Source organism: Rhizobium anhuiense bv. trifolii (genome assembly GCF_024346605.1).
Lineage (GTDB): Bacteria > Pseudomonadota > Alphaproteobacteria > Rhizobiales > Rhizobiaceae > Rhizobium > Rhizobium anhuiense.
Genome location: NZ_CP098803.1, coordinates 3871765 through 3898238, shown reverse-complemented (window position 1 = coordinate 3898238; position 26474 = coordinate 3871765). Strand labels below are relative to the sequence as shown.

General features: G+C 56.9%; 24 protein-coding genes. 10 read left to right on the top strand and 14 right to left on the bottom strand.

The genetic code is table 11. The features are described from left to right. Window positions 1-188 precede the first annotated feature (188 nt). From NE851_RS27925 to NE851_RS27905, 5 genes are all read left to right on the top strand, one after another. Window positions 189-1613, top strand: a complete 1425-nt coding sequence (locus NE851_RS27925; protein ID WP_132573160.1) for an O-antigen ligase family protein — start codon at window positions 189-191, stop codon at window positions 1611-1613. A 289-nt stretch (window positions 1614-1902) separates the two neighbouring features. Then, entirely contained in the window at window positions 1903-3114 is a 1212-nt protein-coding gene (locus tag NE851_RS27920; protein ID WP_047614405.1) for an SLBB domain-containing protein, read from the top strand. Between the two features lie 73 nt (window positions 3115-3187). Continuing rightward, entirely contained in the window at window positions 3188-3889 is a 702-nt protein-coding gene (locus NE851_RS27915) for a hypothetical protein (protein WP_047614403.1), read from the top strand. A gap of 51 nt (window positions 3890-3940) precedes the next feature. Further along, on the top strand, window positions 3941-6217 hold the full coding sequence (locus NE851_RS27910; RefSeq protein ID WP_047614401.1) for a polysaccharide biosynthesis tyrosine autokinase: 2277 nt from the start codon (window positions 3941-3943) through the stop codon (window positions 6215-6217). Beyond that, window positions 6217-6921, top strand: a complete 705-nt coding sequence (locus NE851_RS27905) for a hypothetical protein (protein ID WP_132573158.1) — start codon at window positions 6217-6219, stop codon at window positions 6919-6921. Before NE851_RS27910 ends, NE851_RS27905 begins: the two co-directional genes overlap by 1 nt. Window positions 6922-7040: 119 nt before the next feature. Here the strand turns inward: NE851_RS27905 and rapA2 are convergent, their stop codons facing one another. Then, window positions 7041-7748 (bottom strand): calcium-binding lectin RapA2, encoded by a 708-nt coding sequence (gene rapA2 / locus NE851_RS27900; RefSeq protein ID WP_047611531.1) that lies wholly within the window; start codon window positions 7746-7748, stop codon window positions 7041-7043. 682 nt (window positions 7749-8430) lie between these two features. Between rapA2 and NE851_RS27895 the strand changes: the two genes are divergently transcribed. The 4 genes from NE851_RS27895 (at window position 8431) to NE851_RS27880 (ending at window position 14579) form a co-directional block, all read left to right on the top strand. Next, complete coding sequence (locus NE851_RS27895) at window positions 8431-10056, top strand: right-handed parallel beta-helix repeat-containing protein (RefSeq protein WP_063474429.1); 1626 nt, start codon at window positions 8431-8433, stop codon at window positions 10054-10056. Between the two features lie 492 nt (window positions 10057-10548). After that, window positions 10549-12315, top strand: a complete 1767-nt coding sequence (locus NE851_RS27890; RefSeq protein WP_025554630.1) for a type I secretion system permease/ATPase — start codon at window positions 10549-10551, stop codon at window positions 12313-12315. Window positions 12316-12330: 15 nt separating this feature from the next. Continuing rightward, the gene (locus tag NE851_RS27885) at window positions 12331-13641 is read left to right on the top strand and encodes an HlyD family type I secretion periplasmic adaptor subunit (RefSeq protein ID WP_025554628.1); all 1311 of its coding nucleotides are present in this window, start codon (window positions 12331-12333) and stop codon (window positions 13639-13641) included. Window positions 13642-13883: 242 nt separating this feature from the next. Further along, entirely contained in the window at window positions 13884-14579 is a 696-nt protein-coding gene (locus NE851_RS27880; protein ID WP_254959261.1) for an SGNH/GDSL hydrolase family protein, read from the top strand. A 43-nt stretch (window positions 14580-14622) separates the two neighbouring features. On the opposite strand, the gene NE851_RS27875 is transcribed toward NE851_RS27880, so the two are convergent. The 13 genes from NE851_RS27875 to NE851_RS27815 form a co-directional block, all read right to left on the bottom strand. Further along, window positions 14623-15099 (bottom strand): glycosyltransferase, encoded by a 477-nt coding sequence (locus NE851_RS27875; protein ID WP_025554624.1) that lies wholly within the window; start codon window positions 15097-15099, stop codon window positions 14623-14625. Continuing rightward, entirely contained in the window at window positions 15096-15554 is a 459-nt protein-coding gene (locus NE851_RS27870; RefSeq protein ID WP_025554622.1) for a glucuronosyltransferase, read from the bottom strand. Before NE851_RS27870 ends, NE851_RS27875 begins: the two co-directional genes overlap by 4 nt. Window positions 15555-15567: 13 nt before the next feature. After that, window positions 15568-15777 carry a hypothetical protein gene (locus tag NE851_RS27865; RefSeq protein ID WP_254959260.1) on the bottom strand — a complete coding sequence of 70 codons (210 nt, stop codon included), beginning with the start codon at window positions 15775-15777 and terminating at the stop codon, window positions 15568-15570. Further along, window positions 15764-16747 carry a glycosyltransferase family 2 protein gene (locus NE851_RS27860; RefSeq protein WP_254959259.1) on the bottom strand — a complete coding sequence of 328 codons (984 nt, stop codon included), beginning with the start codon at window positions 16745-16747 and terminating at the stop codon, window positions 15764-15766. The genes NE851_RS27865 and NE851_RS27860 overlap by 14 nt, the downstream gene beginning before the upstream one ends. Further along, the gene (locus NE851_RS27855) at window positions 16744-17628 is read right to left on the bottom strand and encodes a glycosyltransferase family 2 protein (protein ID WP_028758142.1); all 885 of its coding nucleotides are present in this window, start codon (window positions 17626-17628) and stop codon (window positions 16744-16746) included. The genes NE851_RS27860 and NE851_RS27855 overlap by 4 nt, the downstream gene beginning before the upstream one ends. A gap of 24 nt (window positions 17629-17652) precedes the next feature. Continuing rightward, a complete protein-coding gene (locus NE851_RS27850) occupies window positions 17653-18597 on the bottom strand; it encodes a glycosyltransferase family 2 protein (protein ID WP_028758141.1) in 945 nt (314 codons plus the stop codon). An 84-nt stretch (window positions 18598-18681) separates the two neighbouring features. After that, window positions 18682-19503 carry a galactosyl transferase gene (locus NE851_RS27845; protein ID WP_028758140.1) on the bottom strand — a complete coding sequence of 274 codons (822 nt, stop codon included), beginning with the start codon at window positions 19501-19503 and terminating at the stop codon, window positions 18682-18684. Between the two features lie 12 nt (window positions 19504-19515). Continuing rightward, window positions 19516-20547 carry a polysaccharide pyruvyl transferase family protein gene (locus NE851_RS27840; protein ID WP_047611520.1) on the bottom strand — a complete coding sequence of 344 codons (1032 nt, stop codon included), beginning with the start codon at window positions 20545-20547 and terminating at the stop codon, window positions 19516-19518. Window positions 20548-20577: 30 nt separating this feature from the next. After that, window positions 20578-22080 (bottom strand): lipopolysaccharide biosynthesis protein, encoded by a 1503-nt coding sequence (locus NE851_RS27835; protein ID WP_047611816.1) that lies wholly within the window; start codon window positions 22078-22080, stop codon window positions 20578-20580. A 147-nt stretch (window positions 22081-22227) separates the two neighbouring features. Further along, window positions 22228-23130 carry an exopolysaccharide glucosyl ketal-pyruvate-transferase gene (gene pssM, locus NE851_RS27830; protein ID WP_254959256.1) on the bottom strand — a complete coding sequence of 301 codons (903 nt, stop codon included), beginning with the start codon at window positions 23128-23130 and terminating at the stop codon, window positions 22228-22230. Beyond that, window positions 23127-23633 carry an acyltransferase gene (locus tag NE851_RS27825; protein ID WP_047611515.1) on the bottom strand — a complete coding sequence of 169 codons (507 nt, stop codon included), beginning with the start codon at window positions 23631-23633 and terminating at the stop codon, window positions 23127-23129. Before NE851_RS27825 ends, pssM begins: the two co-directional genes overlap by 4 nt. Next, window positions 23633-24784, bottom strand: a complete 1152-nt coding sequence (locus NE851_RS27820) for a glycosyltransferase (RefSeq protein ID WP_028758135.1) — start codon at window positions 24782-24784, stop codon at window positions 23633-23635. Before NE851_RS27820 ends, NE851_RS27825 begins: the two co-directional genes overlap by 1 nt. Window positions 24785-24815: 31 nt before the next feature. Beyond that, window positions 24816-25889, bottom strand: a complete 1074-nt coding sequence (locus NE851_RS27815) for an endo-1,4-beta-xylanase (protein ID WP_047611512.1) — start codon at window positions 25887-25889, stop codon at window positions 24816-24818. Window positions 25890-26094: 205 nt separating this feature from the next. Here NE851_RS27815 and NE851_RS27810 point away from each other — a divergent pair, with 205 nt between their 5' ends. Next, window positions 26095-26469, top strand: coding sequence for a hypothetical protein (locus tag NE851_RS27810; protein ID WP_244604782.1), 375 nt, complete (start codon window positions 26095-26097; stop codon window positions 26467-26469). Window positions 26470-26474: the final 5 nt, after the last annotated feature.

Sequence of the window (26474 nt, the reverse complement as noted above, 5' to 3'; positions counted from 1 at the left end):
GCTTGAAGGAGCATAGCCGGGGCTTGTCTCGATTGGTTTAAACCTTTCGCGACAATTTTAAACGATATGGATTTCTGTCAGACCTTAACATTCAAGCGCTTGATCTGCAACTTAAATTAGCATGAATAAATGATCGCAGCGGTTGCCTCACGGCTTTTGATCGCGTTTGCTTTGGTAAATAAACTCTGATGCTGTCCAATCTGATCAACAGGCCGGTCTTGCGAGAGGTTCTTCTCTCCGCCTTTATTAGCCTGGTTATACTGACACTCATTCCGTTCGGCAGCGTCACGCCCTTTCCCTTCGCCTTCGCCGCGATCGCAATGTTTGCGCTTGCCATCATTTCAGCACTGCTGTTCGGAGAGCCGCGACAAAGCCGATGGGTTTTCAGTGTCGCTTTGCTTTTGCTTGTCGTGCTGACGGGGTGGACCTTCGTCCAGACCATCGAGCTGCCTTCCGATTGGCTGGCAAATCCTGCCTGGAATGCTGCCCGGGACCTGGCAGATGTCCAGTATGCGGCGATCTCGGTCGAACCGGCCGATACGCTCGCGTCGACCCTCTGGGTCGCGCTGCCTTTTGTCACGTTCCTGACCGGGCTTCTGTTATGCGATACAGATCAGCGCGCGCGGAAAGTGCTCGCCGGCCTCGGGCTTTCGGCAGGCATCATCGCTGTTTTCGGTCTGCTGCAGTTTTCGCTGTTTCCCAACATCCTGATCGTCGTGGAGAAACACGCCTATCTCGACAGCCTGACCGCGGTCTTCGTCAACCGCAATACCGCTGCGACCTTCCTCGGGCTTGGAACGCTGCTCATGCTGACCCTGGTCCGGGACATTTTCCGTACCTATTCGAACTATCCGCCCGGCGAACCGGGCCGAAACGCGCTTCTCTTGAGATCGTGGATCTACATCCTGCTCTTATGCGCATGCTTCACCGCGCTGATGCTAAGCCGCTCACGCGCCGGGATATTTGCCACCTTTGTTGCCGCCCTCATCTATTTTCCATGGCTTGTTCTCAATTGGCGCGGATCGAGGAGTCATCTGAAACAGGCGCCAAAATGGCGTTCGATGCTGAAATTCCTTTCGGCGATTGGTTTCGTCGTGGTGCTCTTGGCGATGTTTGCAGGCCAGGCGATTTTGCGTGCGCAAGAGCGGCGGCTTGAGGATGATGATCGGTTCTGCATCCTGCCGGGCATATTGCGTGCCGTTTCGGACCATTGGTTGACGGGGACGGGGCTTGGAACCTTCCGGACCGTGTTTTCCGCCTACCGCGATCCGGCCTGCGGGATTTTCGGGATCTTCGACCGCGCACACAATTTCTATCTGGAAGGGTTTCTGGGCCTCGGAATATTGTTCCCGATCGCGGCGATCCTTGCCTTCTCGGTCCTTGCCAAAGTTTTCTGGCGCGGGTTCGCCCAAAGGCGGCGCCTCAGGCATTATGTTCTTCTTGGTCTGGCGGGGACGATTTTGGTCGCCCTTCATGCAGCGGTCGATTTCTCACTGCAGATACCGGGTTTCGCCGTGTTTTATTCGGCCTTTCTCAGTGCGGTTGTCGCGATAAGTCTCGGGCGCAACAATGGAGAGGCGGACATGGCATATGAGCGGCCGTTAACCACTTAAAGTTTAAATGGATGGATTTTAATAAGATTTTCGGAAAAGATCGATTGTGCAGGTGCGAACGGTTGACTCTGAAACCCAAGAAATTTTATAGCGGGTGCAGCCTTCGGATTGTTGCGACGCCAGAAAAGTCGGACCGAAGTCGTTTTTCGCTTCCTAAGGGGCTCGGCGTTGCCAGCCTGCCACAGTTAGGGGAATGTTAATCGGCTTTCAGTGTTATTGATCGGGGATCGTCTTGTATTTTGTCAGATTGCGGGGCAGTAGCTTCAGGGGCGTCAACACAGGTTATTCTATGGGTTGTTCTCGTATCGGTAGTACACGCGTCGCCATTGTTGTAGCGCTAACGACTATATTGGCAAGCTGCACCTCGTTGCCAAGATCCGGTCCTGATCACAAAGATGTTGATCGGGATGCGGCAGTGAAAGTGACAACGAAGGAGCGTCGCGTCGGTATCGACTACGCCCTGATTGATCTCAGCAAGAACGTTCTCCCGTATTTTACTTCTCCCCAGCCAACCTCCTTCAAGGGCTTTGGCGGTGGTCGAGGCGGGGCGCCCGAAATTCCGCTTGGGTACGGTGACGTCGTTGAGGTCGCCATCTTCGAAGCTCAGTCCGGCGGTCTGTTCATTCCGTCCGATGCCGGCAGTCGACCCGGCAACTACATCTCTCTGCCGAGCCAGACTATCGATAGAAACGGAACGATCACAATTCCCTATGCGGGCAGGGTTCCGGCTGCCGGTCGCCTCAAAGAGACCGTGGAGCAGGATGTCGAGGATCGCCTGGCGAGCCGCGCGATCGAGCCGCAGGTGGTTATTACGACAACGACGAGCCGCTCCAGTCAGGTGGCTGTGCTCGGTGATGTCAATAATCCCCAGCGTATCGAGATCAGCCCGGCCGGCGAGCGTGTTCTCGACGTCATTTCCGCCGCTGGCGGTTTGACCACCAACAATATCGAAACGAATGTGACGCTGCAGCGCCGCGGCAAGACGGCAACCGTCGCCTACAATACGCTCTTGAAGAACCCGGCGGAGAATATCTATGTTGCGCCGGATGATACGATCTCGATCGATCACGAGCGTCGCACATTCCTTGCCCTGGGTGCCACAGGCACCAGCGGGCGCTTCGATTTCGAAGAATCCGACCTGACCCTCGGCGAGGCTATCGCCAAGGCGGGTGGCCTGCGTGACGACCGCGCGGATCCGGCCCAGGTCATGCTTTATCGCCTCGTCCCCAAGAAGACGGTTCAGGCGATGCATGTGGACACGACGAGATTTGCGGGTGAAACAGTTCCGGTGATCGTCCGTGCCAATCTTCGCGATCCGGCCACCTTGTTTGCTGCTCAGCAATTCAAGATGGAAGACAAGGATATTATCTATATTTCCAATTCGGCCTCTGTTGAACTGGTCAAGTTCCTTGACATCGTAAACTCGGTATCGTCCACTGTTTCCGGAGTGGCCGACGATGCGAATGATACCCGCAACGCGGTACAGGATCTTGGAAATTGATTTGAAATAGGTGCCGGCATCGATCGCGAATGTTCAAAGCCGGCGGCCTATATAGCGGATTTGATGAAGGGCTATGGTTGTGGCAAGGTCAGGTGTTTATCGTAAGCTTGCATATAGCGGAATTGTCATCGCGATGGTTGCCGGCATGAATTCAAGCGCTTTTGCAGCAGCTTGTTTGGGTCCGGCAAATCTGACTCCGGTCGACGTCAATGGATTTACGGCTAACCCGGCCGTTCTGCTCGATATGTCCGATCCGCTGGTTTTGTCATCGCGTGTCCGTGCGCTGGTCGGAAGCAGCAATGACGCGCTTGCGCCGGTCATCGAGCAGGCCAAAAAGGCCAATGCCGCACAGATGGCGGCGATCGGTTCCGGTCTTGGCCGGGCTGCAAACAGCTGCCTGGTGTCGGATCCGCAGTTCAAGCTGGCAATCGAAAAGGCGGTCGCCGACGCTGCCACGGCCGATCCCAATCTGGCGCCGCTGCTTGCAGCCTTTGCGAAGGTTCTCGCCGAAGGCGGGACCGCGGCACTCGGCCCGGGTGCAAGTGCTTCTGCAGCAGCAGGTATCGGCAACGACGGCTCGGTTGGTCAGACGGGGCCGGGTTCCGACGACGGTACGCCCTTCGAGGGCGCCGAGACGACTGCCGGTACGCTGAAGGTTTCGAATGCCGACTCGGATTCAACGACCACGACTGTCATCGTTAGCACAGGCTCGGGAGGGCAGTCGTCTACCGATACGACGGAGTCGACGAGTCAAAGTGTGCCGGTCATACAATAGCTGGAATTGCCCTTAGATCTTAGCGCTTGACGCCTTTGTTGGAGATCGAAATTGCTATCGCCAGATAAACTTACGCCACGTATCGACCCCTCCCGCGATACGGGAAACGAAGCTGACTTCATCGATTTCGATAAGCTCATCGCAATTGCCCGCCGACAGTGGCGGATGGTTGCGGCGTGCGCTTTCGCCTTCGCCATTCTCGGCATTGTCTATGTCCTGACTTCGGTGCCGGTCTACACCGCTGATACAAGCGTGCTGATCGACCGCAGCGACAGTCAGGTGATCAACCAGCTGGCGGCTTTCGGCCAGATGGACGATGACGAAGGGACTGTGCTCAGTCAGGTCGAACTGTTGAAGTCCGACACGATCGCCTATGCCGTCGTCGACAAACTCAAACTCGTCGACAATCCGGTGTTCATGGCGCCGAAAAACTCGCTTTTTTCCGTCTCGACGCTGAAATCTTTCGTGAATTTCCGGTCATGGTTTGCCGATGACGCAGTCGTCGCACCCGATCCGGAAGCGAAGCGGCGAAGTGCTGCGGAGACTGTCGCAGGCAACATCGATGTCGAACGCGTCGGCAAATCCTATGTTCTCGATGTCAGCTATACCTCGCAGTCGCCGGATCTGGCGCGTGATATCGCGGCTGCCATCGCCGACGTCTATCTGGTTGACAAGCTCAATTCGAAATATGAGGCGACACGCCGGGCCGGCGAGTGGCTGCAGGAGCGTATCGAAGAGCTGCGCCAGCAGGCGCTGGACACCGACCTTGCGGTTCAGAAATTCCGCAGCGAGCATGGGCTTGTCGAGGCCGGCTCCGGTACGCTGCTTAGCGAGCAGCAGCTCTCCGAGATCAACACCCAATTGATCAATGCACAGGCCGAGACGGCGAAGGCCGAGGCAAAATATGCGCGCGTCAAGTCGATCATCGACGCCAAACAGACCGATGCGATCGTCACAGATGTGCTCGACAGCTCCATTTCGAACGACCTGCGCAAGAAATACCTGGAGGCTTCCAAGCTCGAGACCGAAATCGAGGCGCGGCTTGGTCCCGATCACGTGCAGGCCGTTCGGCTTCGTGCGGAAATGGAAGAATATAAAAGGCTCATGTTCGATGAGTTGAACCGCATCGCCGAGAGCTACCAAAGCGAGCTGCAGGTCGCGAAATCGCGCGAAAATTCCTTGCGCGACAGTGTGACACAGGCGACGGGCGTTGCCGCGTCTGCCGGTGAAACGCAGGTGCAGCTTCGCGAGCTCGAGCGCACGCGCGATACCTACAAGAATCTCTATCAGAGCTTCTTGACGCGCTACCAGGAAGCCATTCAGCAACAGAGCTTCCCGATCACCGCCGCACGCATCATCACGACGGCGGAGACCCCGACGAAGCCGAGTGCTCCGAAGCGCGCCCTGGTCGTCGCTTTTGCGATGTTCCTGGGATGTGCAGTCGGAAGCGGCATAGGCGCTTTCCGCGAATTCCGGGATCGGTTCTTCCGCACCGGCGATGATGTCCGCGAAGTCCTCGACGTCGAGTCTCTCGGCGTCATGCCGCTGGTTGAAAATAACGTCGAGGATCCGACGCTCGTTGATCCCAGCAATCCACGCAGCATCGCCAGGGGCGGGAAGACCACGACCTATGTCGAGGAGCATCCGCTTTCGGCATTTGCCGAGACGCTTCGAAGCGCCAAGATTGCCATCGACCTCAGTGCAGCCGATCAGCGCTGCAAGGTCATCGGCGTCGTGTCGAGCTTGCCCGGCGAGGGTAAGTCGACGACATCCATCAATTTTGCCAAGCTTCTGGCAATGCAGGGTGCGCGTTGCTTGCTTATCGATGGCGACATGCGCAATCCCGGCGCCACCCGGGCGATCGGCCGCCATGCCGAGGCCGGCTTGCTCGAGGCGATCGTCGATGGTCGTCCGCTCAAGGATCTGATCCTTCTCGATCCGAAAACTAAGCTTGCATTTTTGCCGACGGTGGCACGGTATCGTGTTCCGCACTCGTCGGAACTGCTTGCGTCACGCGGCATGGATCAGCTTCTTGAAACGGCGCGTCAAAGCTTCGACTATATTATCGTTGACCTTCCACCCCTCGCGCCGGTTGTGGATGCGCGCGCAATCAATTCGAAGCTCGATGCGGTGGTTTTCGTTATCGAGTGGGGCAAGACGTCGCGCAAGGTCGTGCAGTCGACCCTGCTGTCCGAGCCGGAACTCTACGCGAAGTGCGTCGGCACCATATTGACCAAGGTCGACCCGTCGCAGATGAAACTTTACCGGACATTCGGTTCGAGCGAATATTATTATAAGCGTTATTCGCGATACTATACCGAAAGCTGATGGTCCGCAGTCAGTTCGTTTCGGTCAGCAGGATCGCTTTCATCATCGTCACCGTCGTCTTTGTGATGCTGGCCGGTCGGGAGCTGCACGCTTCGATCAGAACGGCCAGCATCTCGATCGTCGCCGAAAGGATCGAGCACGGCGACACCGTAAGTGACGATGTCGTGACCAGATATGCGTCACGCAGTGCCGAGGTGGTTGACGGGCATTACTGCCGATCCGACATTGTGGCTGCTGGCGTGACCCTTGTTCTGGCGCAACTTGACCGCCAGAACGTTAATGTCAACTACGACGCCTGGGCCGCTGCGGCGTCGAGTGCGGACCGATACCTGCGGTATGCGCTTTCGTGCATGCCGACGAACAGCAATTTTTGGCTTCGTCTTGCGGCCGTGCAGTCGATCATCGCCGAAGAGCCGCTTTCGCTTGCGGGAATGATGAAGCGTTCGGTCGCTCTCGCGCCTCACGACGAGTCGATGATTCTAACCCGGTTCTATTTCTGGAACGATTTTACCGATGCGACGCTTTTGGCGGCAAAGAGTGCCCTCGATAGCGATCTTATGACGATGCTGAAACGGGGCGATCGTTGCCGGGTCAACGCCACCATAAAAGAGATCAGCCCGCAACTCCGCCCTGTCTTCGATCGAACCTGGGCAGCCGTCGGTAATGGAGCGACAGCGCGATTTCGGCAACGCTGCCGCAAGTAATCCGCCGGCAGTTTTTCCGAGAACAGTTCCAGATGCACGTCGGCTTTGGACCAAGTGTTTACGGGCAGCAACGCCCGCCGCTTAGGGGGGCGTTGCTCATTGGATTGCTTTATTGACGATCAGACGCTGACGCCCGAAACAAAATCCGTGCCCGTGATATTCAGCGTCAGAACGCCGACATCGGTGTGGCCTTCGCCGTCGGAGATCTTGTAATACTGGATGGTTTCCGTGACGTGATCGCCGGGGGCGATATCTGCAGCCAGATCATAAGTGAAGCTGCCGTCCGCCTTGACATGGAACGTGCCATAGGTGCCGGCGACGTCAGTCGTTGCGCTCGGGCTGCCGCTAACGTTCGTGCCGGCAAACTGGCGAAGAAAGAGATGACCATTGTCGCCGGCAATGTCGTTGTCCAGAACGTTGCCGCCGATGGCGCTGCCTTCGTTGAAGCTGTAGTGGTCGTCGACGGCGATCGGCTTCACCTGGGTTACGCCCTGAATATTCAGGGTAAACAGGCCGACGTCGGTATGACCTGCTCCGTCGGAAATCTTGTAGGAGACCTTCTCCTGAAGCAGTTCACCATTGGTGAAGTTGACCTTGGCAGCGTCGCTCAGGACATAGGTGTAGCTGCCGTCCGGCTTGACGAAGAAGGTGCCGTAGTCGCCCTGGATTTCGGTGACCTGGCTGTTGCCTTGCTTGGCGCCAACGCTTTGCTGGTCGAAGAAGCGAAGGAACAGGTTGCCGTCGGAGGTATCGTTGGCAAGCAAATTCCCCGAGATGGCGTCAGTTTCCAAGAATGTTGCAGTATCATCGGTTGCATGAATGGCCATTAATGTCTCTCCTTGAATTGTTCTTCACTGGTCAATTCTGACCTTTAGCGAGCGGCTCGATTAAGGATATCTTAATACAGAGAGTCAAGGGCGTAATTAACAGGAGATGAACATTTTCGGGTGTATCGTGTAATAATGACACACGTACAATGTGCACAAGACGATGAAACGCCTGGTTATTATTTCATTAATAATAAGTGAAAACGCCGATGTGTAGACATGAATTCATATTTCTTCAGGGTGTAAGAATCTTTATTCAAAAGCAATTTATAAGAATACGAATCCAGGCTGATGCGCAGATGAAATTTCGATATAACCACTTCGGATTATCGATGTGGCGGTTCGATCTTGTTCGACTAGCCTCAGCTTGGCGCTTTCGATCCGCCGAAGTAACTGATGTCATTTCCTTGTCACATATGTTTACCAAGTAACGTTTCTTGCTGATCGAAATTCTGCCGAGTGACCTGGAAGATAGACTTACATCCTCTACAGGTGTGAGGTAACGGATCTCGCAATTGTGCGGTGCACCTTTGTTGCAACGCGATATATTCAATACATAAAGATGTTTATGTGGAAGGCGTAAGAATTATTGCGAGATGTCACGCATTTTAGTGTTTCATTTTAGCAGGCAGAGAGAGATGCGCGATTAAAAGATTTTCCAATACCTTTGGGAGATCGCAGCATGACCGTCTATTACGTGAATTCAGCAACAGGGTCCGACCACAATAGCGGAACCAGCGAGAGTTCAGCTTTTGCGACGTTATCTGCCGTCGAATCCTTGAGGCTGAACCCCGGCGACAGCGTGCTGCTTGCTGCCGGAAGCGTATTCAATGAACAGTTCGACCTGAAATATTCAGGCAGCATTACCGCTCCGATCACGATCGGCAGCTACGGTATCGGCGATGCGCCGGTCATTCACAGCAGCAATGATGGCATCCACGGTTCCAAGGCTTCGAATATCGTCATCGAGAATATCAAGATCGCCGATACCGGCGCCAATGCGATATATGCAGGGAATGTGTCGAACTGGACGGTGCGCAACGTCGAGGTGACCAATACGGGCCTTTCTGGAAAGCCCGGCTCGATCAGCTTCCAAAGCAGCCAAAACATCACGATTGAGAACAGCACCCTGACCGGCGTACATGCCGATGGCATTTGGATGGACAAGGTCAACGGTGTCACCCTGATCAACAATACCGTCACCAACAGCCAGGGTGCAGCAGCAGACGCCATCCAACTCAACAACAGCAGCAATATCCTGGTCAAGGACAATCATCTGGAGCAGACGGAGACCAACAGCGCCAAGGGTGTCCTTGTGCTGGTTCGGGCTGTAAATGCCGTGGTCGAGGGCAACACGCTGGTCGGAGGCGGCTTTGGGTTGAGTGCTCAGGCAGGCACGAACATCGCCATCCATGACAATGATATCTCGGGATACGGCGGTTATAGCTGGTCCTACGGCATCGGCCTTGGCGATCAGGGTGACGCCAAGAACTATGATATCAGCGGAAATTATGTACATGGTGGCGTGTATGGCGTCCTCGTCAGCGCCGCTGGCAATCCCAGCTATATCCGTGAGAACATCGATATCCATGACAATGTCTTTGACGACCTGTCTTCGTCAGCGCTGAAGGTTGACAGGCCTGCATCAGGGTCCTTCTATGACAATATCATCGACAGCTTGGTCTCGACGCTGACGATGCCGGCAGCAATTGCTGCTCAGAACACGTTCTCGATCGGCGAAAACAAAACGCTCGAACAAGCGCAGGCCGAACTCGACAGCGCCGCTGGCAGCACAAGCAGCGATACGTCATCGAACAATGAGCAGACGCCCGCAGTGCCCGTCGTCGAGCAGCATGTGGAAGCGCCGGCGCAGCCGCAGACAAGCACCCCGCCGGCTACGACCGAAACGCCTACCGCCACGGTGGCTGCGGCCGTCGTTCCGAAGATTGTCGCGGTCCATGACAGCCTGAAGATCTCGGCCGACACCGGCAGCGCCTATCACGGCAATCTCCTTGAGAACGACAGTGCCGTCAACGGGACCGTGCTGCTGCGGCGTTTCGGTGACAGCGCGGTGGACAAGCATGGCCTGACGCTGACCGGGAAATACGGCGTCATCCATGTCGACAGCGATGGCGACTATACCTATACGGTCGATGCCGCTAAACTCGCCGGCCTTAGCGGAAAAGTCAGCGAATCCTTCCAGTACAAGATTTCAGATGGTGCGTCGCACATCGATACGGACTCGTTGAGCGTTGGCATCAATGTGGACGCGTTCCATAGCAGCCAGGCTTCGCACCTGCTGGTCTGAGTCCCGCCAATGCCAGAGAGTGTCGGTCATCTTCGGCCGGCCGACCGTTCCCGGCTTGAAGGCCCGATCATGAATTGATGTCGGGGGTCGGGACCGGGGAGCTAGTCGATGACAAAAGATTTCCGCCGTTCATCAGAAGAATAAACTATAGGTCGAATTTATAGTTAATAGCCTAGTAAACATCCGGTCTATGCGCGCGACACGTTCATCTTTCTGAGCCGTTATTGGGCGGTTTGCGATTTTCACTTGCTTCGGCCGGTGTATTTAGCGTAGCGTTAGGCTAGAATCCCTGAAATCGCTCGCTATAAATTGGAATATTTGGTCACTTTTCGGTTGGATTCATGCAATAAGCTATGGGCTTGCAAGCGGAGTTCGGCGCCGACGCCGGGATCCAAAGGCAGTCGTGTGATTGATCGGGCTTGATGGACCCGTAGCTGCGGTGCGCGCTCGCATATTTGCTTGTGTGCGATGCAGTAAGAGAGGGATTATTTCGTGTTTCAGAGTTCAGCAGCGGATGTCAACGAGCCGTCCAAAGCCTTGCGGAAATGCAAGGGAGGGCTTGTCTTCATTGGTATAGCAAGCGCGCTTGTCAACATCCTTTATCTTACAAGTTCGTTCTTTATGCTTGAGGTATATGACCGCGTCATACCCAGCAAAAGCATACCGACGCTGGCGGCTTTGGCAATACTTGCGCTCTTTCTCTACGCTTTTCAGGGGGCGTTCGAAGTCCTGCGCAGCAGGATGTTGGTGCGCGTTGCCGGCGCGCTCGACGAGATGACCAACGGACGTGTGTTCCGGGCGCTCATCAAGGCACCGTTGAAGGTCAAAATCGGCGGGGACGGGCTTCAGCCATTGCGCGACTTTGACCAGATCAGAACCTTCCTGTCCGGCATGGGCCCGACGGCGATGTTCGATCTGCCCTGGCTTCCGTTCTATATTGTGATCTGTTTCCTGTTCCATCCGGCGATCGGATATATCGCGATCGGCGGATCGCTGGTTCTCGCCATCCTGACGTTCATGACCAACCAGGGAACGCGCACGCTCTCAAAACAGCAATCCGAAGCCGCCAATATGCGCAATGCCTTTGCGCAGAGCTCGATCCGTAACTCGGAGGTCATTCATGCCATGGGCATGGCCGGCACCATGGGTGAAATCTGGGATCGCAAAAACGCGGAATATCGCAGCATCACCCGGCAAGCTTCGGATGTCGGCAACGGCTATGCGACGCTGTCGAAGATTTTCCGTATTGCCCTGCAATCGGGAACGCTGGCGACCGGCGCGATCCTGGTCATCCAGGGGCAGGCGTCCTCGGGCATTATCATTGCGGGTTCGATCCTGACGTCTCGGGCTCTGGCGCCTGTGGAAGCGGCGATCGGAAATTGGCGCGGTTTCGTTTCCGCCCAGCAGAGTTGGGCGCGGCTGTCGAACCTGTTGAAGACAATTCCGGAGATTCCGACTCCGCTTGCGCTTGCGGCTCCGACCAAGCAGGTCACGGTCGAGGGGGTGGCAAGCGGGCCGCCGGCGGGCCAGCGCCTCGTCATTTCCGATGTCAGCTTCGGCCTGAGGGCAGGAAGCGCGCTTGGGATCATCGGTTACAGCGCCTCGGGCAAGTCGTCCCTGGCTCGGGCGATGATGGGGATTTGGCCGACCGTCAGAGGATCCATTCGTCTCGATGGCGCAGCACTCGACCAATGGGATGGCGACGCACTTGGCCGGCATATCGGTTATCTCCCACAGGACGTGGAGCTTTTCTCAGGAACCGTCGCGCAGAATATCTGCCGTTTTGCGAAGGAAATGTCGCCTGAGGCGGTGGTAGCCGCGGCGCGGGCGGCGCGTGTTCACGATCTCATTCTTCGTCTGCCGAACGGTTATGAAACCGAGATCGGCGAAGGCGGTGCTGCGCTTTCCGCCGGCCAGAGGCAGCGTATCGCACTTGCAAGAGCCCTTTACGGTGAACCATTCCTCGTCGTGCTCGACGAACCCAACTCCAATCTCGACGAGGAAGGCGAGCGGGCGCTGAGTGCCGCGATCATGAGCGTGCGTGCACGCGGCGGCATCGTCGTCGTCATCGCGCATCGATCCGGCGTTCTGGCGGTGTGCGACTTCGTGCTGATGATGCAGGACGGCCGGATGATCGCATTCGGTCCCAAAGAGGAAGTTATGGCGCGGGTTAGCCGACCGGAAACGGCGCGCACGCCGATTGCCGAGCGCGTGGCTCAGCTCAAAGTCGTCGTCGACGGCATGAATGCGGCCGAATAGGCCGGAGGGAAGATTGTGACTAAGCTTATCAGTGAATCCAGGCGTTCTCTTAATCGCCATGTCGCGGTTGTCGGCGCATTGTCGATAGCCCTCGTTTGCGGCATTGGCGGTTGGGCGGCGACGACAGAGCTTTCGAGCGCAGTCATCGGCGAGGGCGTGGTTGTCGTCAACGGCGATGTCAAGAAAATCCAGCATCTGACTGGCGGCATCGTGTCGGAACTTCTGGTCTCCGAAAATGACCACGTGTCGGCCGGGCAGGTCCTGATACGGCTCGATGGAACGTCGACGAGAGCGAACCTTTCGATCGTCGAAAGCACGCTCGCCCAGCTCTATGCGCGCCGCGCCCGTCTGAAGGCGGAACGGATCGGTGCCGATTCGTTCGAGGTTCAGGAGAACATCAGCGATCTCACATCATCCGGCACAGCCGCGCAGGATCTTCTCGATGGCGAGCGGAAACTGTTCGACAGCCGCAGGTCGGCGCTTATCGGAATGAAGAGCCAGTTGGCGTCGCGCAAGGATCAGCTGGCCGAGCAGGTCAAAGGGTTGGTCGTTCAGATCAATGCCACCAACGATTCCCTAGGTTTGATCGAAGAGGAGCTCGAAGGAGTCGACACTCTCTACAAGAAGGGGCTCGTAACGCTTCAGCGTTTGAATCAGCTCAAGCGCGCGCGCGCCGATCTCCAGGGCAATAGTGGCCAGGAAATTGCCGCAAAGGCGGAAGCCGAAGGCAAGGCGATCGAGATCGATCGTCAGTCGATTCAGCTGGACGAGGATCGTCGTTCGGAGATCGCAAAGGATCTGACCGACGTCGAGGCGAAGATAGCCGAAAATGAAGAGCGCCGTGGGGCCGCGGTCGACCAACTCCGCCGTCTCGACATTACCGCGCCGCTGAGCGGGCGGGTTCACGAACTTTCGGTCCACACGGTCAATGGCGTCATCGATCCGGGCCAGACGCTGATGCTCGTCGTCCCTGAAAATGACGACCTTACGGTTGAGGCGAAAGTCGCTACTCGCGATATCGATCAGGTTCACGTCGGCCAATTCGTCGATGTGCGATTCAGCGCCTTTGATCAGCGCACGACGCCCGATGTGCGTGGCGAGATCACCTCCATTGCGCCTGATATCGTCAAGGATGAACGGACCGGCATCAGCTACTATCCTCTTCGCGTCAAGCCGGAGGCTGCGAGCATCGCGAAGCTGAAGTCAATAAAGCTCTATCCCGGCATGCCGGCTGAAGTCTTTATCAAGATCGGCGACAGGACGGTTATCTCCTATCTCACGAAGCCGCTGACCGATCAGATGCAGCACGTATTTCGTGAGGAGTGATTGGCGGTCGTATCGGATCGCCAAGAACGCCAACGTTTCAAAGTAGCCGTTGTCATCCGCTAAAGCGCGTCGCGAATCTTTCAGATTCGCGACGCGCTTTATGTTAATGCATGTCGTTGTCGTAACCGCTGCACAGTTCTGCGGAACATGCTCGAGGCTTGGGTTTGGTTATTTTGCCACGATCGAACAGGCATGAGCGGCCATTTCACGAAATTGTCTCAAGCCAGCTGCAGGGTCTCCTGATGATTGGTTTGCGGCTTTGGCGAGCAGTGCGAATTCGGAGACGACGGGCTTCTGGGCTGGTTTTGCTTTTGGCTTGCCTCGGGATGTTTTCAATCACCAGGAACAGTTATGCCGAGGGTCTTGCGCCGTTGAAAATAGTGGCTTTCGGAACATCCTTGACGGCCCGCGGGGGATGGCAGCCCGCCTTGGAGGCCGAGCTTGCAGCATGCCTGCACCGGCCTGTGAAGGTCGACAGCGTTGCAAAGAGCGGCGAGACATCACTATGGGCTCTTACCCAAGTTGATCGCGTCGTTGCCGAGCAGCCGGATATCATCCTCATCGAGTTTTATGCCAATGATGCGGCATTGCAGCGGTTCGTGTCGCTCGCACAAAGCCGAAAGAATATCGGCGACATTCTCGACCAGCTTCGGCAGCGCCTGCCGCAAGCTCGGATCATCGTCATGGCGATGAATCCGTTTTCAGGATTACGTGGGCTGATCCGCCCCTTTGTGGATAGTTACATTTCGGTTCATCAGGCGGAGGCGCAAAAACGGGGTCTGGAGTTTGTCGACCACCGGCCCAACTGGCAGCGTCTTGCGCCGGATGACCTGGCCGCGGCGATTCCTGATGGCTCGCATCCTCTGCCCGACATCGCGTCCAGGATCATCGCGCCTGAACTTGTCAAATATATCGCTGGCAACAACTGCGGAGAATGAAAATTCCTCACTTGCCCGTCACCGTCGGTGACTGCAGCCGGGTTCAGGCCGTTGCGATATAGTTTTTCAGGTAGCTGACCAGCGAAGCCCGACCGGCTTCCGAGGGGTCTTCGTGAGACGGACTATCCAGGTCTTCGAGGAGATAGTTTCTGAGATCGTCATCGCTATGCGCGACGTAGATTCCCGGCCGGCCCGCAAGCTGGCTCACCGTGGCAAGCTGGTGATCGTTTCGGTGCTCGCCGAGAGCCGCTTTCCGGGGGACGAGAATGATCGGTTTCCCAAAACGCTTGGCCGTCAGAACGGTGCCGATCCCGGCATGAGAAACGATGATGGTTGCATCGCGAAAGACTCTGTCGAAGTCCTGCGGCTCGATATTCTTGATCCACTTCATGTTCTGTGGCGTGTAGCTGCCCCTGCCGATCTGTGCCAGAACCGGTTTGGACAAATCCTTTGCGAAGGTGTCGACAGCCTTGACGAGGCGATCGAATGGCAGCTGCGTTCCGACGGTGACAAGGATCAAAGCACAGCTCCTGCGTAGTGGGGGCCATCCGGCCGTGAAAGATGCTGCCATTGCGTGAGCCAGAGTGTCGCAATATGGCCGGCCAATTTACCCGATAGGGAAAGCTTCTCGACATTGGCGACGCTGTCGATCCAGATCGTTCGCTTGCCTGTCAATTTGCCGGCTAGCAGGCAAAAAAGTCCGGGCGCGGCGCCGGTCGAGATGACGACGTCTGGCCTGTGCCGGAGGACGATCGAGAAGGCGCTGAAAAAGCACCGGATCGACATGGGAATCGAGTCGCGGCTGCAATCGGGAAGCACCAGACCGTCACGAATGTCGTATTTGGCAAGCAGCCCGGGGATGGTCGTTGCAAAGATGATATCGCAGCCCTCGAATGCGCTGCGCATCGCCATCAGCTGCTCCCAGTGGCCACCTCCTGACGAGGCTGCGAGAACCTTCAATTTTTTCTCAGTCATAGACAGGCATCTCCTATATTTGACCGATGATAAAAGCGAAAAACCATTCCGTTCGAACAGCGGTGGTGTCACGATCGTTCAGCGGAAGTGTACCATTTTTGGCCCGGTCGGTTGAAGCCTTGAAGTTGATAAACAGCCAATTAGGCATGATGTTTTCGTCTGAAACAGAATAACGGCCAAACTCGTCCGAGCGCGCCCCGCAAACGATATCAGTGAGCGGCATTGGGCCTATATTCCTGATATGCATGTCCGAGAATCCCATTAACCATGCCCGCGCCGCGCAGAACATGGGTGAGGGCACGCATGCCCCAATAAGGTGAAATCAGGATCGCCGGCAGCATGACCAACCCAAGCACGACTCTCGTGGCGCCATAGGCCGCGCGGTAGATCCGGCGCTTCAGGTTGCCGTGCAGGACTTCGCTGACTGCGAAGGTATTGCCGAGCCGGTATTGTCTTTGCAACACCCATTTCCAGGTCATCCGGTTCGCAGGCACGATGTCGTAGACAAGTGCCTTGTCAGCCCAGAAAACCTGCATGCCCCGGCGGATGGCCTGGTTGAAGAAAAGGTAGTCCGTGCCCCCGGTAAAGCGCATCTTCTCTTCAAAACGCAGGTTCCATGAGCGGATCAGCGGATAGTCGAACATGACGTTGTTCGAGGCCGCATAAGAAATGCGTTGACCGTCGGTGTTCTTCTTGCGCTCGAACACCCTTGCCCTGATGAAATATTCCGGCGGGTGTTCGGGATAGACCGGTTGGACGGGACCGTAGACGCAATCTGCGCGGTTTTTCTCCCGGGTCTCCAGCATCGCGTCCAGCCAGCCGTCGACCGGCCATTCGTCATCATCGAGAAAGCAGAAGAGGTCGGTGCCGGGAGGCGCCGAATCCAGCGCGCGATTGCGCGCAAAGGGTATGCCCTGGTTCGGTTCCACGACATAGATCAGGTCATAGGCGCCTGTCTGGCCAAAGCCCTCCACTGTCGCCTTTGCGCTGCCGGTCGCATCATTGTCGACGATCACCATGGTGAGATGATAGGGACGATCTGGATGCCTGACCTGGCGCGTCATCACGTCGAGCAGCTTGGCGATCCCGTCCAGGCGCCGATAGGTCAGCACGCCGACGGCGATCTTCAACGGCGAAACACCTGCCTGACCGGCGCCGACGGAGGAATGCGGGAAGGTTTCTTGCTGGTTCATGACCGTCCTCTCCGCAGCATATTTCCCAAGCGCTTGCGCGCGGCCATCAAGGCCACTTGGGTTGCGGCATCCTCGCCGAACGGACCGCCGGCCAGCGTGTTGCGCGCTTCGCTGCGAAGCTTCAGCAGCGAAGTCGTTTCGGCAATGCCGCCGGCGACCAGGCTCTTGCCGAGCGCCTGCAGCCCATCATAGCGACGCGCCAGTTCCAGCCCGGTCGCGATCATGATCTGCGGGCGTAGCGTTTTTGCCCTGCTTGTGCCCGTGTAGCGGTTCGACGCATGAATGCGCTGGAATGTCAGAGGCGTTTCGACGATGGCGCCGCGGCCGAGAAAGGCAGCGGCGAATTTGAGATAGTTGTCGCTGAGCACGACGCCATCCGCCGCGGACATCGGCAGGATCTGGCGCAGCAGGTCGCGGCGGAAGCTCAAGCCCGATGTCGGAACGGGAAGAGAGGGGAAGCCACCTTTGCCAAGCGTTTCCCGTTTATCGAACAGCGTCACCTGCAGCTCCGCAGGAGGCTGGTCGCCTTCATTGGTCGTCACCCGGTCGAAGCACCAGTCGATCTCGTTGCGATCGTAGATCTCGGTGATCCGCGCGAGCTTGCCGGGCAAAAACGCATCGTCGGCATCGAGGAGAAAGATGATGTCGCCGCTTGCCGCCGCGAAGCCTGCATTGAAGCTCGAGGCCTGGCCGCCGTTTTCCTTCAATACGGTCCGGATCTGTTTCCCGTAGGAAGCAAGGATCTCGCGGGAATCGTCCGTCGACCCGTCGTCGACCACCACCACTTCGAAATCAGGGTAGCTCTGCGACAGAACGCTGTCGATGCATGGGCGCAAAAACTGCCCATAATTGAAATTGTTGATCAGCACCGAGAGTTTCAAATTATCGTCTCCTGGACCAATCGATCACCGCGCCAGCGTCTGGGGCGCGTATCTGCGAATTCCGGCGCGATAACCACGCATGTAGTAATATTTCCAGATGGCCCAGAAACGCTTCTTCGATTGCGGCAGGAGATAAAGCGTGGCTGCCCGACAAGCCCATTGCGCGCTTTCGACCCAGGTTTGCAGCGGAACGCCACTTAGCCTCATCCCTTCGGGAACCTCATCCGGGAAGAGTGCCGGCATGCCGTAGCCGAGCCGTTCGCCCCGTTTCTGTACCCAATCCTCGGTGACACTTGATGCCGGAATCCAGTGATGGACCACGGCTTCGGCGCATCGATAGGATTTGGCGCCATTTGCCGCCAGGCGAATGATGATCTCCGCATCTTCACCCATGGCGAACATCTTTCCGGGAAGAGGACCGATATCTTCCCGGTAGCGCACGCTCGTTCCAAGCAGATCCCGCCGAATGATCGTGTTCGGACCCCAGACTTTCGTCGGATCACACGGTCCGCTTTGCGTTTCGTCGACGATCGCGAAGGTGGATCCCATCGGAATCCAGTCGATAAAGCGGCCCTTCGGTTCTTTTTCCCAATCGGGGACGATACGGCCTCCGAAAACGCCGTAGGCCGGATGAGCGATGGCGCAATCAACGATCGCTTTCAGCCAGTTCGGTTCGGCACGTATGTCGTCGTCCGTAAAGACAACGAGATCTCCCTTTACCCGATCCAAACCCAAATTCAGCGCGCCGGATTTCCCCGGCTTGCGCTGCTGCAGGATGGTGATTGGAAGCGTCTCGCTATACGATTTCAAAAGATCAAAGGTGCCGTCATTGCTGTTGTTGTCGACAGCAATCAATTCCCATCGGTCATGGGGAAGCTCCTGGCGCACCAAGGAATCCAACATGTGGCGCAGCCGCCGGCTGGCGCCATTGTAGGATGCAAAGAGCACGCTGACGAATAGATCCGACATCAGTTACCAACCCTCTTGGTGAAGTCGAAAGAGAAAAGCGTCATATTTTGACTGCCTGTGCGATGTTCGAACGGGACTGATTCCTTACGCGGGGTTTGACCGCGTCTTGCCGAAAAACTCGCGCCTATGACTTTCACCGAGTACCCTCAGCTTACGAAGATTGCGCAACCACCGCCGCGGTTTGGTCAGCACGCCGCGGTTCAGGAAATACTGTCGTAGCAGGCTCGGTGCCTGGCTATGCGATCCGCCATGGGCAACCCGATAGACCGCCCCACGAAAGGGAAGCTTCGTGAGCGGCGCTCCGCGTTGGGCAAGGATGTTCGCAATGCGGACATGGCTGCCGAGCATCGACTTGATCCAGTCGAGCGAAGCATCCTCAAAGCGTTCCGGCAGTTCATAGAGATCGGCACGAATGATCAACGAGGTACCGCAGAGATGGCTGAAGTCGTCGTGGCCAAACAGGAAATTGCCGCCATCGTCCCAGATGTAACCGTGGTCGATCGTCCATCCGTTGGCGTCCCGATGATCGGATACGTGCTGAACGATCCTGGAGCTGACGAAGTCATCGTCATCGACAATCATGAAGAAACGACTGTCGGTGGCGTTCAACATGCCACTGAGTACGCGACGGCCTTTGTCTGCCCGGAACGCATCAAGGAAGTCTTCCTTGCTGCCCTTTCCGAGCTCATGCAGGTCGTTCGGCGGAAAGGTGACGCGCACCGCGGAAAATTTCTCCGGCAAATCGGGCAAGTCGGCCCCTTCGTTTGCGACGATGATTCCGCGCCAATCTCCATTGGTCTGGTTGGAAATGGAGGTCACGGTCTGGCTGAGGTTCGCCTTCAGCCTGCTCCAATCACGGGCATTGTCCTGATGTCGGACCGGGATAATGAAGGTGACAAGTGGCATCGAATGACCCCCTTAAGCCCGCAAGCTCACAGCTTCTTTTTGATCGGCACGCCCCTTGGACGCCTGACCACGCGCCCACTCGATTCCGTCCTCGAGCGAGGTTGCCTTATATGAAAGGTCGGTTCCGCCGGAGAAAGCATTCATGAAGCGGCGGATCTTTCCATAGCTGTTATCAAGCACGGCATGCGGGCGACCGAGCAGCAGCGAGCAGATATGGACGTGCAGGCGATCGGTCACGATTGCGCGGGCGCGCGAAATCTGACTGATGCCGCGCTCGAAGCGGTTGTGTGCCGCAGCATCCAACCTGCGCAAGGCAACTTCGCTCGGCTTCAATGCGAGATAAGCCGAAGCTACCCCCAACCTCTTGGCGATATCGACCTTCCGTTTCGACTCGGTAATCCAGTCTTCCACAGGAATATCGGAAGGAATCTCGCGATCGGTACCGCCCACCCGTTCCGCATCCTCGCGCAACATGGCGAGGACGGGGATCTGTGTCGCCCTTTCCGGGAGCGGGCCGATGGCAAAAGCCATATCGGGGCACAGTCGTACGGCGCAGTCGAAGTGTTTTTCGGAAAACTCCTTCGATTCCTCGTCGCGCACAAGCAGCACGAAATTCTTGTGGCGCCCGATTGCCCGTTTGGATTGCTCGATGCGTTCAGGCGAGCTGTAGTGGATCGATTGCGGGAACTGGATGATCTGCCGATCCGGAAAACGCTCCATGATGGCTTCGCGAAAATCCTGGTGGGCAACCCAGATATCGCCGAAATTGCCGCCGCCGTGAATGAAGATCGGGCCGGTCGGTACCCGCCGTTTCAGTTCGTCGGCGGAGAAGTCGTACAGCCTGGAAACATAGTCCGGGCGCTTGCCGAAGCGATCCTTGAGATAGGCCATCTCACCCAGCCAGATTGCCGAGTCGCCGCAATTGCGGATGTCGGGAAAATCGAGAATCGCAAGCGGTTCGTCGCGCGAGACATAGTCCTTCAGGCAATCATGGATCATGCCATTGAGTTTTGCGATCAGCTCCGATCTGGATTGGCTGGTCATTCTGCCTCTCTTGTTTGTGTTCGTTTAGCTTCAGGCCGACTTGGCTACGGCAATACGTTTGGCTTTTGACAGGAACTTGACAAAGATACGCTGAACTTCGGTTTCCGGCCCGTTTGGCTTGTTCATCGCGAGCCAAAGGACAAAGCTGGAACCGATATAGATGATGCCGCCGGTGATGAGCAGAATGGCCAGATGAAGGGTCAAGCCCAGCTTATCAGTAGGCATGCTGAGGAAATGCGACAATCCTAGGACGCCGACTGCCATCAAGGCAACACTGGCAAGCGCGCGGAAGTTGGCGCCGAGCTGTTGGAAGAATGGCAAGTTGATCAAGCGCTTGACGAGAAGCATGTTGACCACGGTGGAAATCAGGCCCGTCAACACGCGCGCATAAACGACGCCAGGAAGCCCGGCCATCATGAGACCAGCGATGATGATGGGAACGCGAACCACCAGCATCTGCGTGTCGCGGATGAACAGCATCTTGGTATGGCCCTTTGCCATGCCCAGCGGCTGCACGAGCGAACCCAGGGTCTGCAGGGCGAAGACCGATGCGAGCGCCTGGACGATGAAGATCGCGGGAACCCACTTCTCTCCCAGGGCAAGCCGCATCATTGGATCGGCCACGACGGCCATGCCGATTCCCGCTGGAAGCGCCACCGCCGCCAAAAGCGCCTGGGCGCGCTGATAGGCCGCGATCAGCCGGACCGGGTCGTTGCGGACTTTCGAAAAGCCGGGATAAATAGTCTGGTTCAACGGTGCGGTCGCTTCGCGCGTCGGCAGCGTCGACAGGGTGTTGCCGACCGTATAATGGCCAAGCTGTGTGGCGCCCAGCATCTTGCCGATCAGCAGGTATTCGATGCGCCAGTTCAGCGTGTTGACGATCTGTCCGGCCGTCAGCCACACCGAGAACGAAAACAATTCGCGTGCATGACGAAAGGTGATGCGAGGCCAGAACGGCAGGACGGTGTAGGAAACGATGATATTGGTCACTTGATAGGCGAGGGTGCCGATAACGAGCGCCCAATAGCTATGATAGATGGCCGCGATTCCCACCGTGACGACAAATCCGACCAGCTTTTGCGAGACGTTGAGGACGAATTCCTGCCAGAAGATCAGGTCACGCTGGAGCATGACACGGCGCGGATTGGCTAGCCCGCTGAGCAGCAGGCTGAAACTCAAGGCAAGCATCACGCTCGTCAGCCGCGGCTCGTTATAGAATTCGGCGATCGGATAGGAGGCGGCGGCAAACAGCAGCGCCAATACCGCGCTTCTCGTCACGCTCAACGTCCACACCGCGCTGAAATGCGTTTCGCTTGGAGATTCGTGGCGGATAAGCGCCTGATTGAGCGAGAGTTCGGTGACCGAACTCAAGATGACCTGGATCGTCGTTGCAATGGCGACGAGACCAAAATCAGCCGGCACGAGATACCATGCGAGCACAAAGGTGCTGAGTGCCGAAAGTCCGTTGACGATGGCGCGGGACAGACTCAGCCACATGCTGCCCTGAATCAGGCGGTCGGTAACACTGCTCATGGGCGAACGGCTCCTGAGGTCAACAACATCGACCGTCCAAGCGGGCTGCACACCCATTCCGAGTGCGTCTCCCTCTTGCAGGAGCAAAGGGTGTTGATGGAGTTGGAAAGCATCATGCTTTGTTGCCTCGTCACGGGGTCTGCGACATTAAAGGGCGCTTGCCGTCTGCGTGGAAAAATCTTGCTTCAGCCGGCCCAGTTCGGCCAGCATTTTCTCGTGCGCTCTTACGATAGCCTTGTCGGAGCTGAGCTGTCCTTGCTTCTCGGCTACCCGCTGCAGCGTCTTGACGGTAGAGCCGAAGACATAGTTGCCGGTCAGTTGCCGGATGCGGCGGTGGCGGAACGTGATGTTTTTCAACAGGTAGGTGTTCTTCCGCACCAGCGACGCTCCGGCTTCAACCAGGTTCGACGGGCCGATCGGATCGAAATCGATCTCCAGATCCAGCGCACTCGCCCAATCATACCATTTGGCGCGATTGCCGGGTGCGATCGGCCGGATCGCCCGCCAGGGAACGCGGAGCGCATCGGATATGATGCAGCCATGCATCGCCTCGGAGACGACCTTATGCGATGCGCTGATCTCGGTTAGAACCTTTTCCACCGACCAGCGGGGATCGATATAGTGGATGCCGGCGAGATCGCAGACTTTATCCCAGCTGCCGTACATGGCGCTTTCGTAGTGCGGCATGAAGGAGACGGGATAACGCTTCTCGATGCTTTTGGCATCCCAGCAGCTGCGCGTGAGGATGCCCGAATCGCCGATCGCGTAGCTTGGGTCGATGCCGAGGATTTCCGCGGTCTTCTTTCCGCGCACGAAATAGAACGTCCAGTTGCCGTCGACTTTCGGCGGGTTGGTATATCCGCCATAGCCTGAGCCGAAGACGATCTTCTGCATCTTCGGATCGAAATTGTCGTAGAGGATCGAGCCGATGCCGAGAAAGAGCTGGCTTTCGTCTTCGTCGAAGAAGCCGGGCAGCAGACGCTCCCAAAGCCAATGGTTCAGTTCGTCGCCAAAATTCTCGTGTTTCCCCCGGTAGGCAAACATCTTCATCGTGCTTCTCCAGTCGGCAAGTGCGTCACGATCTGCGAGACCGTGTCGTCTTCGCGGGCCATGCGTCCGTAACGCGAAATGATCTTGATGTCGCTGCGGATTATCTTTGCCGGGTTGCCCGCCACGAGCGAGCGCGGCGGAACGCTCTTGGTCACCACCGAGCCGGAGCCGATGACGCATTCGTCGCCGATCTCGACGCCGGGCAGAATGATGCTGCGGGCGCCGATGAAGCAGCGTTTGCCGATTCTCGTGTGAAGATAGAGCCCGCGTGTGAGATCGTGGGTCAGGATAGCCGCCTCAAAGGCGACATAGGTTTCCGCGCCGATATGCAATCCCTTCGGATTGGTCTTGTCGAACCGCACGCTCAACGAAAAGCTGGCCGTCGGATCGATGTCCATTCCCCAGAACTTCGTATAATAGAGCCATTTGGCCTTCACAAATCCGTTCCGCAGCGGGCGAAATACGTTCAGTCCCCACTTCGGCTTTTTTCCTGTCTGCACCATCAAGTCCGACCCCGGCTGGCAAATTCGTCTAGCACGGAACTGTAATAGTCCTCGAGCATCCCCGTCTGACGACGTAAGTCGAAGCGCTCGGCCACCAGAAGCGGTGCCCGCGCGCTAAAGGCTGTCCACAAGGCCTGGTCGTTGAGCAGCCTTCCGACCGCCTCCGCCATTCCCGCGACATCCCGCTCCTCCACGAGATAACCAGTTTTCCCCTCTTCGATCGCTTCGCCCACGCCTCCCGAGCGAAATGCGACGACCGGAGTCCCGACGGCTTCCGCCTCGAGATTGGCGAGGCCGAAAGCTTCGGCGTGACCATTATCGAGGGTCACGCTTCCATGGAGATAAAGCTCCGCACTGGCGAGCAGATCCCTTATCTCAGTCTGCGACAGATTTTCATGGATCGTGACGCTTGGCAAGGAACGACGTGCCAGTGCTTCGATTTCCTCCTTCAACGGACCCTGGCCGACCATGACGAATTCGACCGGGGTACCGGCGGCAGCCACGCGCGAAAGCGCATCGATCATGAAACGATGGCCCTTGTAGTCGACGAAACGGGCAATGGAAACCACGAGCCCTTTTTTTCGCGGACGAGGCTCCATTTTGAAGAGGTCGAGGTCGATGCCGATATGATGGCGATAGACGCGCTCGGCGCGAAAGCCGAGCGCTAGCAGCCGGTCGCGGATGAAATCGGAAACGGCGATGTTCCAGCTGTTCCAGCCGGCCATCTCGCTTCGGCCTTTGGCGAAGAAGCGCACCTGATTGAAGCCGCCCGGCTTTTTCGGATCGCCGCCATAGGTGGCGTCGAAGCCGTGGAACGTCGTGACCAGCGGCTTGCCGGCGGCGCGCGCCAAGGGGCCGATGACATAACCGTTCTTGCCGAAATGGGCGTGAACGAGATCGGCTTTGCCGATCGCAGGAAAGAGGAAGGGAAGGCCGATCTGCGGGATTTTCAGAAGCAGTTCACCGACTCGCGCAACGGGGGATCGACGGATGTCATGAACCGGAACAGTGGATTTTTTTGTATGGGCCGAAGAAATGCGCGAGCCGGCAAGAATTTCAGCTTCGAAAGAACGAAACGCTACTGCCTGGTTGAGAACAAATGCCTGGCTGGCAGGCAAAAATTTTTCCACATAAATAACGGCCTTTTTCATGAATCTGTTCGCGTCTCCGTTGTCTTGCGCATCACATTGCCTCTATTGCCCGCCGGATACCATCAATCGCACTTCTCGGCGCATTATTGTCGTCGTAAAGATTAACGCGCTTAGTGCAAGCCGCATTGGGATCGGCCCCCTTCTCATCGCGATCGGCATATTTTTCCGACATGCCCCATACTGTCACGCCTTTCAAGTCGCCATGCTCAGCCGCCACGGTGATCACGTCGCTGAAAATATCGGCGTAGGACGCCGGCGTGAAGCCTTTGTCGCGGTTCAGGAAGTGGCAGGAGGCATCGAGCTCGGTAATGAAAACGCCGATTCCCATCTCCTTCAGCGCCGCACAGAAGCGCCCCATTCCCTCCGGATCGATCCGGTCGAGGCCGGGGCGGAAATGCGCCTGCAGCCCGACCGCATTGATCGGCGTTTTCTTCGCGACGAGATCCTCGACGATTTTCAGGATCCGCGCGCGCTTCTGTTCGAACACGTCGGATTTTTTCTCCAGATGCGTTTCGTTGAGCACCAGCGTCGCGTCGGGATTGGCCTGGTGCGCCATGTCGAAACTCATGCGGATATATTCATCGCCAAGAAGGCGTCGGAAAACGCAATCCCGCAGGTCCGGTGCATCATACTCCAACGGCTCGTTGACCACATCCCAAGCATCGATCGAGTTCTTATAGCGAGTGACAACCTGTTTTATGTGACGGTTCATGGTCGCCTGAATGGTCTTTGCATCCGTGATATCAGACACCCACTCCGGGACGCGATACCAGATCAGCGTATGTCCATAAACCCTCATGTTGTTTTTGCGTGCAAATGCAACCATACGGTCGGCGCTGCCGAAGCTGAAAACGCCGGGTCTCTTTTCCGTGGCATTCCACTTCAGCTCGTTTCGCGGCGTTATTGAATTGACGTTGTCGATGTAGATCTCGGAAGCGATTGGATCGTTGATGTTTTGCAGATCGATTGCCGATCCGAATCGGAACGACTTCCTGTCGGCAAGGGCGCGTAGCCCTGCAGCCGGAGGCACCTGTGCAAAGGCGTGGCCCGCCCTGGCATATAACAGAGCGAGCGGAACCGAGGCGAGGAAGCGTCTTCTATTCATTCTATCTCTCACTGTTGGCTTTTTTCATGTCCGCGGTGGAAATTGAAGGGCCGGGCTCGTCGGCAATGATCCATCGCGGGGTTCGCGTTCAATTGAGTAGAGTAATGCAACCTCAAATATACTTTCGCCGCAGGGGATATTGTCAGTATCTGATAGACTTTTCAGGATGCTCCAAGATATGAATCTTTGCGGAGGGTCGCTCGTGATGGAAGATTGGTTTAGCTATCTGATGAGCTGTTTTCCTATGGCATTTCATAATGCCGTTTTTTTTATGGCGACTGCACGAAACGCTCTATCCCTTCTCGATGACTGGCAGTTCATAGCCCTTGCTCTCGGCGTCATCGGCATCATTTTCCTCCTCTCTGCAGCGCTCGTCAGAATGTCGTGGCGGCTGCGTCGGTCGGAGATCGTCATCCGCTCGCTGAACGAAGATCTTGCGCAAGTCACGCAGGATCTCAATGTCGAGCGTGTCTGGCGTCTGGCGGGTGGGGACAGCACCGAACGGCCGAGTGCGGACAGTTTGAAAGAGCTTTACAGGCTTCTGGCCAGACATCACGACGATGCAAGTTACATGGCGTGATCAGC

What these genes read in the sequence shown, in the direction of transcription:
- NE851_RS27820 (WP_028758135.1), bottom strand. Translation starts at nt 24,784, where the DNA reads ATGAAAAAGGCCGTTATTTATGTGGAAAAATTTTTGCCTGCCAGCCAG.
- NE851_RS27895 (WP_063474429.1), top strand. Translation starts at nt 8,431, where the DNA reads ATGACCGTCTATTACGTGAATTCAGCAACAGGGTCCGACCACAATAGC.
- NE851_RS27815 (WP_047611512.1), bottom strand. Translation starts at nt 25,889, where the DNA reads ATGAATAGAAGACGCTTCCTCGCCTCGGTTCCGCTCGCTCTGTTATAT.
- NE851_RS27860 (WP_254959259.1), bottom strand. Translation starts at nt 16,747, where the DNA reads ATGAACCAGCAAGAAACCTTCCCGCATTCCTCCGTCGGCGCCGGTCAG.
- NE851_RS27915 (WP_047614403.1), top strand. Translation starts at nt 3,188, where the DNA reads ATGGTTGTGGCAAGGTCAGGTGTTTATCGTAAGCTTGCATATAGCGGA.
- NE851_RS27825 (WP_047611515.1), bottom strand. Translation starts at nt 23,633, where the DNA reads ATGGTGCAGACAGGAAAAAAGCCGAAGTGGGGACTGAACGTATTTCGC.
- NE851_RS27850 (WP_028758141.1), bottom strand. Translation starts at nt 18,597, where the DNA reads ATGTCGGATCTATTCGTCAGCGTGCTCTTTGCATCCTACAATGGCGCC.
- pssM (WP_254959256.1), bottom strand. Translation starts at nt 23,130, where the DNA reads ATGAAGATGTTTGCCTACCGGGGGAAACACGAGAATTTTGGCGACGAA.
- NE851_RS27840 (WP_047611520.1), bottom strand. Translation starts at nt 20,547, where the DNA reads ATGACCAGCCAATCCAGATCGGAGCTGATCGCAAAACTCAATGGCATG.
- NE851_RS27835 (WP_047611816.1), bottom strand. Translation starts at nt 22,080, where the DNA reads ATGAGCAGTGTTACCGACCGCCTGATTCAGGGCAGCATGTGGCTGAGT.
- NE851_RS27810 (WP_244604782.1), top strand. Translation starts at nt 26,095, where the DNA reads ATGGAAGATTGGTTTAGCTATCTGATGAGCTGTTTTCCTATGGCATTT.
- NE851_RS27845 (WP_028758140.1), bottom strand. Translation starts at nt 19,503, where the DNA reads ATGCCACTTGTCACCTTCATTATCCCGGTCCGACATCAGGACAATGCC.
- NE851_RS27870 (WP_025554622.1), bottom strand. Translation starts at nt 15,554, where the DNA reads ATGACTGAGAAAAAATTGAAGGTTCTCGCAGCCTCGTCAGGAGGTGGC.
- NE851_RS27880 (WP_254959261.1), top strand. Translation starts at nt 13,884, where the DNA reads ATGATTGGTTTGCGGCTTTGGCGAGCAGTGCGAATTCGGAGACGACGG.
- rapA2 (WP_047611531.1), bottom strand. Translation starts at nt 7,748, where the DNA reads ATGGCCATTCATGCAACCGATGATACTGCAACATTCTTGGAAACTGAC.
- NE851_RS27920 (WP_047614405.1), top strand. Translation starts at nt 1,903, where the DNA reads ATGGGTTGTTCTCGTATCGGTAGTACACGCGTCGCCATTGTTGTAGCG.
- NE851_RS27865 (WP_254959260.1), bottom strand. Translation starts at nt 15,777, where the DNA reads ATGCCGCTCACTGATATCGTTTGCGGGGCGCGCTCGGACGAGTTTGGC.
- NE851_RS27905 (WP_132573158.1), top strand. Translation starts at nt 6,217, where the DNA reads ATGGTCCGCAGTCAGTTCGTTTCGGTCAGCAGGATCGCTTTCATCATC.
- NE851_RS27925 (WP_132573160.1), top strand. Translation starts at nt 189, where the DNA reads ATGCTGTCCAATCTGATCAACAGGCCGGTCTTGCGAGAGGTTCTTCTC.